The organism is Budvicia aquatica DSM 5075 = ATCC 35567 (genome assembly GCF_000427805.1).
Taxonomy (GTDB): domain Bacteria; phylum Pseudomonadota; class Gammaproteobacteria; order Enterobacterales; family Enterobacteriaceae; genus Budvicia; species Budvicia aquatica.
Map to the genome: position 1 here is coordinate 1 of NZ_ATYS01000079.1, position 10527 is coordinate 10527.

At 43.9% G+C, this 10527-nt stretch carries 11 protein-coding genes; 5 read left to right on the top strand and 6 right to left on the bottom strand.

Annotated elements, in window-relative coordinates; genetic code table 11:
* Positions 1-68: 68 nt before the first annotated feature.
* The 3 genes from YWE_RS27970 to YWE_RS0119640 all read right to left on the bottom strand — a co-directional run bounded on the left by YWE_RS27970 (position 69) and on the right by YWE_RS0119640 (position 2790).
* Positions 69-743 carry an EcsC family protein gene (locus YWE_RS27970; protein ID WP_051323456.1) on the bottom strand — a complete coding sequence of 225 codons (675 nt, stop codon included), beginning with the start codon at positions 741-743 and terminating at the stop codon, positions 69-71.
* Between the two features lie 46 nt (positions 744-789).
* On the bottom strand, positions 790-1611 hold the full coding sequence (locus YWE_RS0119635; RefSeq protein ID WP_029096046.1) for a DUF932 domain-containing protein: 822 nt from the start codon (positions 1609-1611) through the stop codon (positions 790-792).
* A gap of 219 nt (positions 1612-1830) precedes the next feature.
* Complete coding sequence (locus YWE_RS0119640) at positions 1831-2790, bottom strand: hypothetical protein (RefSeq protein ID WP_029096047.1); 960 nt, start codon at positions 2788-2790, stop codon at positions 1831-1833.
* A gap of 832 nt (positions 2791-3622) precedes the next feature.
* Between YWE_RS0119640 and YWE_RS27975 the strand changes: the two genes are divergently transcribed.
* The 5 genes from YWE_RS27975 (at position 3623) to YWE_RS30595 (ending at position 7821) form a co-directional block, all read left to right on the top strand.
* Positions 3623-3868: a helix-turn-helix transcriptional regulator gene (locus YWE_RS27975; RefSeq protein ID WP_036016611.1), complete on the top strand. Its 246-nt coding sequence runs from the start codon at positions 3623-3625 to the stop codon at positions 3866-3868.
* A 1331-nt stretch (positions 3869-5199) separates the two neighbouring features.
* Positions 5200-5772, top strand: a complete 573-nt coding sequence (locus YWE_RS0119650) for a YagK/YfjJ domain-containing protein (RefSeq protein ID WP_029096048.1) — start codon at positions 5200-5202, stop codon at positions 5770-5772.
* Between the two features lie 176 nt (positions 5773-5948).
* On the top strand, positions 5949-6368 hold the full coding sequence (locus YWE_RS27980; RefSeq protein ID WP_051323457.1) for a putative zinc ribbon protein: 420 nt from the start codon (positions 5949-5951) through the stop codon (positions 6366-6368).
* 85 nt (positions 6369-6453) lie between these two features.
* Complete coding sequence (locus YWE_RS29845; protein WP_071605906.1) at positions 6454-6843, top strand: putative zinc ribbon protein; 390 nt, start codon at positions 6454-6456, stop codon at positions 6841-6843.
* 606 nt (positions 6844-7449) lie between these two features.
* Positions 7450-7821 (top strand): hypothetical protein, encoded by a 372-nt coding sequence (locus tag YWE_RS30595; RefSeq protein WP_127526424.1) that lies wholly within the window; start codon positions 7450-7452, stop codon positions 7819-7821.
* Between the two features lie 545 nt (positions 7822-8366).
* Here YWE_RS30595 and YWE_RS0119670 read toward each other — a convergent pair.
* From YWE_RS0119670 to YWE_RS31250, 3 genes are all read right to left on the bottom strand, one after another.
* Entirely contained in the window at positions 8367-8606 is a 240-nt protein-coding gene (locus YWE_RS0119670) for an acyl carrier protein (RefSeq protein ID WP_029096050.1), read from the bottom strand.
* Position 8607: 1 nt separating this feature from the next.
* Positions 8608-10317, bottom strand: coding sequence for an AMP-binding protein (locus YWE_RS27985; RefSeq protein ID WP_051323458.1), 1710 nt, complete (start codon positions 10315-10317; stop codon positions 8608-8610).
* 6 nt (positions 10318-10323) lie between these two features.
* A partial coding sequence (locus YWE_RS31250; RefSeq protein ID WP_029096051.1) for a GNAT family N-acetyltransferase occupies positions 10324-10527 on the bottom strand: 204 nt, incomplete at its 5' end.

Sequence of the window (10527 nt, forward strand, 5' to 3'; positions counted from 1 at the left end):
GCATCAGCGCTAAAGCAAACTGATGTCAGTGGTTTTTTGGGTTATAACACGTTGAAACGAGGGAAAAGTTATTGTGTCTGGCTGTCGTTATGTTCGACGACAGNGATAGTGGGTGAGCTGATAAAGATATCCCGGGCCATATTTCCGATGAGGTCGGTTGTGATGCTGTCAAACGCGCCACCAATGACCCCGCCGACCAGCGGTATNAGCTTGAAGGCATTGAGACTGCCTTTCTGGCCGACCTGTGCCATTAACTTAACGCTGACGGCTCGGTTNATATGTCGTACCACACCNGAGGAGGNCTGGCCCANTAACTGTCGGGTTAGACGCGTCCCAAGNTGNATACCGACATTCTTCAGAATATCTTTTGCCGTATTACCACATAAACATAAATAGACGCAGGTTTTGACCTCATCGTCTTTCAGGTTATGACCGCCTAGNAAAGCAATCGCGGCAATCATCCTGATTTGGATAAACAAGACACTGGTCATATTGAGCGGTATCGTNACTGGCAGTGTCATCAGNCCNCCNAATCCGGTGATAAAACCGCTGGCGCCGGCTTTGATATTTTGCCCGCGTATCAACGCGTTCACGCAGGTCCGTTGGTTTGGGTGGGTATGTTGGTAAGCGTTAGCCAGTGCTTGAGCGGAGTCCAGTCCGGCGATACCGTTGATAGCCCGCTCATACAGCCAGTCGAGCGTTGTCTGTAGCGTGTTGATGGTCAATCCATAATCATGAGCCATAGTGTTTCTTCCTATTATTGGTTATCTAAAATACACACCACTGACATTAAGCCAGATGTTGGCGCATATTCTCCGCCATCACCCATAACGCTCTGTTGAGTTTGATATCGCCATCAATGCCATTAATTGCCCTTGTTCGGGCCCGCTTCCCTTTAGCAGTGCGCCCTGACAGTCCGCCTTTAATCAAATTTTCCTGAGTCCGCTGAAAAATTGTCCAAAGGTCATCCTTTTTGTCCTCCCAACGCCGCGGCATCAGAATTTGCGCTTCTGTCACGGGCTGGTACTCTTCGCCATAACGGTAAGTTAAGGCCGCATGGGCAAAGGCCTGTTGCGCGGAGCGTGAGAGCGTGATGCCCTGCATNGCTTCCCGTTGTTCTTCTACTCGGTCAAAGATACCTAATACCTCGTAGGCACCTTCAATCACGCGGTCGATTACAGGCCCAAGGTGTGGTACTCGAACTTCACCGAAGGTGTCACCGCAGACCAAACCATTGGTGCAAATGGCTCTAAAAAAACCAGGAAGCATTTGGTAACTGCTAGAGCCATCATGGCTATTGAGCAGGATTATCTCAGGGACTTCTTTCCCTAATATTTGGTCTTCACGGCGTAGTCGTAGCAGATGTTTGGTGTGATCTTGTTTATCAAGATTGCGGACGCGAGTCTGACAGGCAAAGAAAGGTTGGAAGCCTTCTTTACGTAGGTTATCTAATAATGTAATGGTGGGAATATAGGTATAGCGGTCACTACGGGAGTTGTGTTTTTCTTCCGATAATATACTGGGAACGTGGCGGGCTAACTCATCGTTAGTTAGTGGTCGATCACGGCGAATACTATTCACCGCACCAAAACGGGAAGCAAGACGTGTCATTGATTTATTTCCTCAACATAGATAATAACCGCAGGCTTGAGGGGGTATTCCATCAGCCTGAATAAGCGTGATATGACCGATAGGTGAGTGATATCCGGATTATGATGTATGTCTGAAAATAATTAGAACGGTGCTATTTTTTATTCGACGTGAGAAAGGCCTTAAAAAAGGCCTTTTTGATAATAATGAAGATTTGAAGAAAGCGCGGTGCGGAGTTTATTACCCTGGCGGTAATGCGTCGTATGCTTGATTGATGAGCTGGTCAATGATATCAATAATCTTTTTATCCTGACGCCGAGCTATTTCATCTAACCGTGTTTTAGTGTCTATTTTTAAATGGGTATTAAAGGGTTTTGTGTCGATCTTTTTTATTCTATGCTTTTGTTGGCTGACTGTTCTATTAATATTTTTGAAGAGTAAATTTATTGAATCTTTATGTCCGCGCCATAAATCTATCGCAGCATAAATGGCTAACTTCTTTTCTTCTATATTCAGAGGTGACAGATAGAGCGTTGGGATTTTCATTATTTCACTGATGGACATATATCCTAATCGTTCGGGTTTTTGTGCCTTAACAATATAATCCCATACCCATTCACATTGCTCGTCATCATGAATGTTAAGCCACTTAAAGCGTTTAGGTTTGGCATATATTGCTTGCCATTCTTTTTTTAGATGTTCAATCAATTGAGTTTTATTGGCTGGTTGCTCATACCAACTATCAAAAAAATCGACAATAAGATTGTACCGGTGCTGCGTATTTACCGGTGACGTCTCTAGTTTCATCTTTTCATAGAGTGGTATATCAGTAGCAGTAGGCTCAATATAATTGTACTCATAGGGAAACTGTAACATATAGTGAGCCGCGCTTCTTAAATAGCCCCATACCCAGTAGCAGGCTTGTTCATTATTCTTGAACCACTCAAATTCAATATTGGGTATTAACGACGGCTTGACTATCAATTGCATATGCTGAATATGCGTTAACCGTTGAGCATTGTCAGGAAAGAAATGCTGCATCATGCTATTGATCACTGTGTTGCAATGTTTGATGTCATCAAAGTTGGTGATAGCTGGAGGGTTAAAATTATTGTTTAGAAGGTAGTTGTAAAGGTAGTTGTAATAGACGCGGCAAACGCGTCGATCTTCCGCTTTTATGACGACAGGGACTGAACTCATTGTTAACTCCATAAGCAAACGCTGCACAATTTTTAATGTACACTTAAGTTACTATGTAGTTTTTGTGATGTCAATATGTAGATTATCCGTGTTTCTACTCCTCTTTTTTTAGCATTCCTGAGTGATTCCACTGCCTTTTATGGCGTTATTTTGACGTGTTTTGGATGTATTTTTTCACGTCATTAGGCTGTTTCTTTGTGCTACTCCTGTGATTGTGGCCCTTATATGGCCTTTTTCGCCACGTTGCTACTGCTGTCGTCATCTCCTTTTTGTCTCAATGTTCGCTATTTTTTGCATTCCGTCGAACGATAACTGTCTTTTAGCGTTCCCCCGTGAGTTGATATTGTCGTTGAAAGTCAAAGTTCGTGGGTGAGAAATCAGTATCTATCATTCCGTAAAAAAGTCAAATTCAGCCGGAAAACCAAAACCAACGTAAAAACGCCAATATGGGCGATGACCATTAGCTCAAGCTCAGAGTCTGATGGTTATTCAATGACGCCAAAGAGTCTAAGTATCAACAATGAGGTGGATAGCTGACACGCAATCGACTCAGATCAGTCGATAAGCTAAGCTTATATGTCTAGTCGGTACAAAGTTCACTTTCCGATCATGGTACTGAATAAGGTGCACAGCGGTGATGTATGGCTGATTATAGAGAGTGGTTTTTAAGCTTTTCTTTATCAACGTCAACCGGCCTCAAGTAATTTTTTACGCCGTTAAGTTATGTAATGGGGAACATCGGCGCGAGTATTGAGCAGTGACGATTCAGGTAATTTCACTGAAATCAGAACACGCTGAATTCTCCTTACTCAACTTTAACGGAGATACATCAATGAATAACTTAACAACCGAATTAATGGATGATAAATTAGTAGATATGGCTTTTATTACACGATTAACCGGTCTAACGGATAAATGGTTTTATAAATTGATACAGCTAGGTCAGTTCCCTAAGCAAATTAAACTTGGTCGTTCTTCCCGCTGGTTGAAGAGCGAAGTAGAAGCGTGGTTACGTCAGCGTATAAAAGAGTCCCGGGGTGATACTGCGATTGAACTAACACTAGAGGATGAAGCATAAATAATTAGTTTCGTCCCCCGCCAATATATTGATTACACCTAATACGATTAAACTAACTCATTCAGTACTCAGTCATTAATTTAACCAAATCTCATAATTAGCCTAAGCTATCCCTATTTATTTAGGGTGGTATTGCTATTGGTTTTTATGGGAATGACTTACTTAATATACGATTGATATGGTCATTTAACTCAGGGGGCGTGATGCCCCCTTATTTACCGTTGAGCCATTCTTGTTTTTATAACTACTTTTAGTATGAAATGGATTGCTAATGTATTTAAATTTGGCGTCTATGAATTGAATTTGGGTTAATTAATGTTATTTGTGTAGGTGTCATGACTTATATAACCTAACCATTACCTTTCTATTAGTGAGTGCCTAGGGTAAATTCCATAGTGCTAAAAGCAATATCAACACCATTAAACATAGTACGGTAAGGACTGTTATATAGAGTGTTGTGATTAATACTCCATAATCTAAATAGCACTGATTAGACTGATGTAAATATGATTGTATCAATCAATAGACTATTCTCATTATATGCTGTCTTATAGACGTGATATGAATTATTTCTAATCTCAGATAATAAACGATAGAAGAGTCATTCCTGCAGTATGACTAGATTGGTATTATTTGTATTAGTAACGGTAGTGAGTTTTGTTGTTATAAATGTGAGTTCCACGAAAAGAATGCTCACTAATTACACCTATTATGAGTGTCTTCCTCTAGCCAGAGCTATCAGGGGATACGCTAAGTATCCCTGTAATTAACTTGTCGCAGGTAGTTGCCATTAAAATAGAAGCCAGTGATTTATCAGTATTAGTGATTGTATCAATTTTTCTTAGGAGGAACGTAGGCGCAGTCACCTGATAAATACGTAAACCCTGCGGTGCCATAGGCTAATTTGCTTGTTACAACTGACAGAAGATTAGGCGTAGCAGACGCCTCGTTATGACTAGCTTTAAAACAGACCTGGAGCTGCTTGTAGCGGTGCTTTTCTATTTGGCTGGAGCTGAAGGTTGAAGATACACTTTAACGCCACCTTGGGGGGCTAGAGCGCTATTATGAGGACTATTAGGGTATTCTGCGGGTATCAGATTGAATTGATTAAATGCAGTGTTATATAAGAGTATCAATCTCTTAGTTGATGCTCTGGTTGGTTATTGTATTCATCCGGTTGGTCAATTTTATTCCGTGTGTCCCGACCAGGTTAATCAACGTCAAACAGATATTCACTAGTCAAAACATACTGAGCTAATCAGTGCCAGTAGTAAGTAAGAAATTACAGTGTTGGCCCATGAAATGAAACCTAATTCATTCATGGAGTCTAGATGTCAATCGTTAACCCTAATTACCAGATGAACCCCTTCCTGTTAGCACAACTTCACAACCATGTTCATACATTACAAGCACGTTACTCAAAGTTACTGGCTTTTCGTATGGATTTTTTCTACCTCAAAGACAGTGTGCTCTTTAAGCAGCGTACCAATGATTATTCGCTGTGTGATATATGGCGACTCGCTGAGATGGCGATGGAGTTCAATGGCGTCATCGGTTATGCCTGGGTCATGGAATATACCGCCCAGCATGGTATACATTTTCATGCGGTTTTTTATCTGAATGGGCATCAGCACCAAAATTACTTTCCAACGGCACAATGCATCACTCAACACTGGCAAGCTATCACCCGGGGGCAAGGGTATGTACATGACTGTAGTCGTGATACCACGCGATACCCACGACAAGGCCAGGGACGATTAGACCATACCCAGACACGTCGCTTTAACGCACTCCTCTACGCCGTCAGCTACTTAGCCAAAGAAGAGCAAAAGGACGGCGTGTATTGTTACCGTACCAGTCGGGTTGAACCGCCTAGCGGGCGAGGCCGACCACGACAACAATAAACCGTTGTCTCACTGTGTTTAGCTAAGCATTGAAACTATTCAATCCGCAATCTTGTCAGTCACCGCTGACTCATCCCGTTTAATCCTCAATTATTCCAGTCTGGAAGCAGGCACCTGTATCTGCCCTTAAGGGACGGACGACGACTGCCTGCTATCCAGCGAAAAGGAGTCTCAATATGTACGCAAAATCCTTTATTGCACGTAATGCTTATGGGCATCTCATGTCGGCATTAACCGCACAGCACGACCCAAATAGTGAATATCGTTGTCACCTCTGTAACAGCGCATTAGTTTTCCATCGAAAGACAACGCATAGCAAACCCTGGTTTGAGCATGCCGATACCGGTTTATCAGAGCATGGGCGGGAACACTGCCCTTACGTCAATGTCGCTCTGACAGAGGCGGCTACCGTTAATGCGTTGAGGACCTTTGTACCGAAAGCGCTGCCGCTGGTGCAAAAGGCTCATTGGTACTGTCGAGGCTGCGGTCATGCGTACTATGGCGAGAAATACTGCCTGACTTGTCAATGTGGAGCCCACAGTCAGATTACCGTTACTGGTTTAAGCAGGAAACAACTTACCCGCACTATTTCTTAGCACCCATTCCTTTAAATATTCGTTATCCCGAAGCCAGCCAGCACTGTATTGGCTGCTATCTGCCGTTAATGGCAAAGGAGCCCCCATGCGCATGCTCAAAATTTTTATTGCTTACGATGTAAATTACCGCATTGTTTTAGCCGAGAAACAACCGGCAGACAGCCAACAGACGTATCTCTGTACGTCTTGCGATAGTGCGTTAATTTTGTGCAACGCCCCGAATGAAAATCCGTGCTTTAGTCATGACTTATCGACGACGTCGGTAGAGCAACTACGTGGTTGTACTTATTATGACCCTGAGGTCAAAAGCAATGAACGACTGGCGAAATTACGCCACATGGTGCAGACATTACCGCCAGTCGTCCCGACCAAACATTGGCATTGCAGTTGGTGTGATGGAATGCATACCGGGGCAAAGCACTGCAAGCGATGTCATACCGATATTTATTGTCAACCCATCCAATCTGACGCTTGATGCTTCCTGCGTGATAGTGAGCGCGAGTCATCTTCAGGCGAGGCTATCAGCCTCTCCACCTTGTTGATACCGCACACCGAGATAGAAAGTAACGTGCAGGCTGGACTACCATGCCGAAACGCAAAAGCCATTGCCCACATTTACAGACCGTTGGCTCTGACAGAAATAGAAAGGGTTAAGCAGGGTCACCGTGACAACGTTAATTGCCAGCCTTAATGCGGGTCGACCTATTGGCTGCTCTTCATCAGCGGCCAGACAATTAGCCGTTATCACTTATCGGTCAGCCAATAGCCATCGCTGTGATGCATGACCTCTGGGGGAACAGTACCCGCGGTCATCAATCGCCGAGTGGACTATTTTTTGATTAATCCTCTTTTATTGTCACCTTTCCCCCTTTATTCCCCTACTAATACAGTCTTCTCCAGTGATAACGCGAGATTGATCTGCGCGGACGATCGGTTTGTGAGAATTCATAGTGACAAACGATCAATGACTTATCCGGTATCCGGTAACATTCTCCTATTCGTGATGTATGGATAATTATCACCTACAGCTTGCGTGATAATTATTGTTATTTATTTTTTATATCGTTACATGGAGTTGTTCATGAAAAAAAATTTGATGACGTTATGTTTTTCTATTTTATTTTTGTTTGGATGTGGGCCGGAGGCTCCCTCAGAACGCAAAGAATCTCCAGTTAGAGTCGAACTATTTGAAACACCAAGCCCTTATAATTCATTAGTTACTATTTCTAAGGTTCGGGTTACCGCGGTATCTGAAACCGCCTATGTTTCAGTGAAAAACGTGACTGTTAATAAGGGAAACTGTATTCGCCCAAGGAATGATCCTTTTGTCTATAAAATTTTGGGGTATGGTCAGTTTATACAAGGTATGTATTTTGCTAATAAAGGCGGTGATTGCAAGGTCCTTCTTGTTGAAGTCGATACCGACCACGGGGCTTGGGCTTTTAATTTTTAAAACGTTGTCATCGAGGGTGATTTTGCCGGTATAAGCGCCACGAGCAAGCTGATGTAACGCCTGTTGCCCGTGGTGCTTGGTCAGCGTAATGGTGTCGATATCACTGAAGTTGTTTAAATAGGGCTGGGTTAACTTTTTATGATTTTTCCACATCTGGCCGTTTTCGAAAAAACGTGAAGGCCCGAGTGCTTGCCTGAACCAGGCCATGTTTTTTTCATAATTGACATCATGACGGCGTAAAACATAATCGGCATTATGCTTTGTTTGTATCACTCATGTTGGTACTTCATTGAGCGTCAACCAAACATTTTTACCATTATGACTCTTGGCTAACGCATATAAAGCATGACAGATATCGGTACTTGCAGCGTTCATTCGGCCTCTTTATTTTATCGTTATTATCTGTCGTATGGTTGTATCAGGTCGCGGTGTGACAGCGCTTGAAATCGGGTAAGTCACCTTGTTGTTACCGGAAGTTAATGGATATAAAACTCGCGCCCTCTAAAGAGAGAGAAGAACGAGCCCCGTCATTACAAATATCAACTCTACGGGTGATGGTTTTTTTCCAGAATTCCTGCCAGATCTTTTACCGAACCGAGCTCCAGCCATTCGGTGACATCGATCTCTTTTTGCACAAAGTTTTCAACTTCCATCATGATATTGGCAAATACTACGCTATCAATCGTGGGGCTGAGTTGTTCAAGCTGACCATCGTCGCTAATACTGTCGACAGGAACAGACAGACAACCGGCTAATATTTGTTTGGCTTTTAATAGATAATCCATCTTACTGATGTTCCTCTGAATGACCGATAACCTGAAGGGATTGACTCAGGTAACGCGCTTTGGCCTGAGTTCTGGCCAGTTTGCCTGATGCCGTTAGTGGTAATTTATCAATAATAAAAACGACCTGTGCGTTAATCCCGGTAGCCCGATTAATCTCTTGTTTAATCATGGCTGATAAACTTGAAATATCCTGCTGCTTATCTGAAAGATGCACCAGAACCGTAAGTCCTTCTTCCTGTCCATGAGCTACCCCGATGGCCGCGACGTTATTGCCGCCAATATGGGGTAGCGCCTGAAGTACCCACCATTCTATATCCTGAGCCCAAATATTGCGGCCCCGGATAATAATGACCTCTTTTTCCCGACCGCTGATAAACAACTGCTGTTGATAAAGATAGCCGAGATCGCCGGTGTAAATGAAGCCGCTATCATCAGTGATAATTTGGTGTTGTGAATCGATATAGCGGGTGATTACGCTCGGGCCTTTGACCCAAATTTGGCCCACCTGATGCTCCGGTAATCGTTGACCGGTTTGAGCGTCAATAATTTTAACCTCAAAGCCGGGCAGGGGTTTGCCGCAGGAGACCATCTCTTTTTGCGCCGGGTCATCGGCTAACTCATCGGTAAAAGGTTGGCTATCAACCTCGGAGGCTGAAACGGCCAAGGTGGTTTCTGTCAGACCATAGCTGGGTAAAAAGGCCTGATAGCGAAAACCGGAGTTCGCAAAACAGGCTGAGAAGCTGTTTAGCATACTGACGCTTATCATATCGCCACCGATACCGGCAACGCGCAGTGAGGACAAGTCTAAAACGGGTTTATTTTCGCTCTCGGCATATTTTTTCATGGCCATCTGATAGCCAAATACCGGCGAGAAGGTAATGGCGGTTTTATTGGCTGACATCAATTCCAGCCAGACTAACGGGTTCTGAACAAAGTTCTCAGCGCTCAGGCAGTCAACGGAACGTTGACCATAGACTGAAGCAAGAAAGAAGCCGATCAGCCCCATGTTGTGGTGAAAAGGCAGCCAATTAAATGAGCGATCTTCAGCCCGAAGTTTCATTGCGACCCGAAGAACCACGCTGATATTCGCCAACAGGCTGCGCTGGGTAATTTCAACGCCTTTCGGGTTGGTGGTTGAACCTGACGAGAACTGAATATAGGCCGGTTCATCGGCCGTCAACGGCGTTAATTCTGCAACAGAGACTGAGTTTTCTGCCTGAGCGGTATGTTGAATGATTGATTCAAACGTCAGTAATTTTTTGCCTATCGCCGTCACTGGCTGGCGAAGGTAATCGGCTAATTTTTCCGGCGCAACAATAGCAACCGCCTGAGATGACTGCATCAGTTGGCTGAGCTTATCAATATAGGCGGGCATACCGCCCAGATTTACCGAAAAGGCGGTAGGGCAAGGTACCAAGCCGATATACTGACAGGCAAAGAATAGGATCATAAACTCGGGCGTGGTCTCAGCAATCACCACCACCCGGTCTGAGCGAGAAAAACCCTGATGCTTAAGATGACGTGCGGTCAACCTAGCCCGGGACTGTAGTTGCCGATAACTCAATACGTCAGTCAATTGGCCGAATACGTTATAGACGTTAAATCCAGCCTCTCCCTGTGCGGCATAGGCAAGGGCCTCGGTGGTAGTGGAAAAGTCACCGTGACGTAAAGGGATGCTGTTGAGTGTCGGTGTTGCTGTAAGTGTCGACATATTGGATTATTTTGACCGTAGTGATGCAAAAATAAGGATATCTACACGTTCACCGGTTGGCGCGAGACACTCTTCTTTTAATACGCCTTCTAGCTTAAAGCGGGGGTTTTTAACAAAGCAAAATAGCATGCGTCTATTCTTCGCTAAAATACGGGCGGACATCTTGTGTAAATCACGATACAGGTAGAAATGGTCAAGCAGGGCATCGAT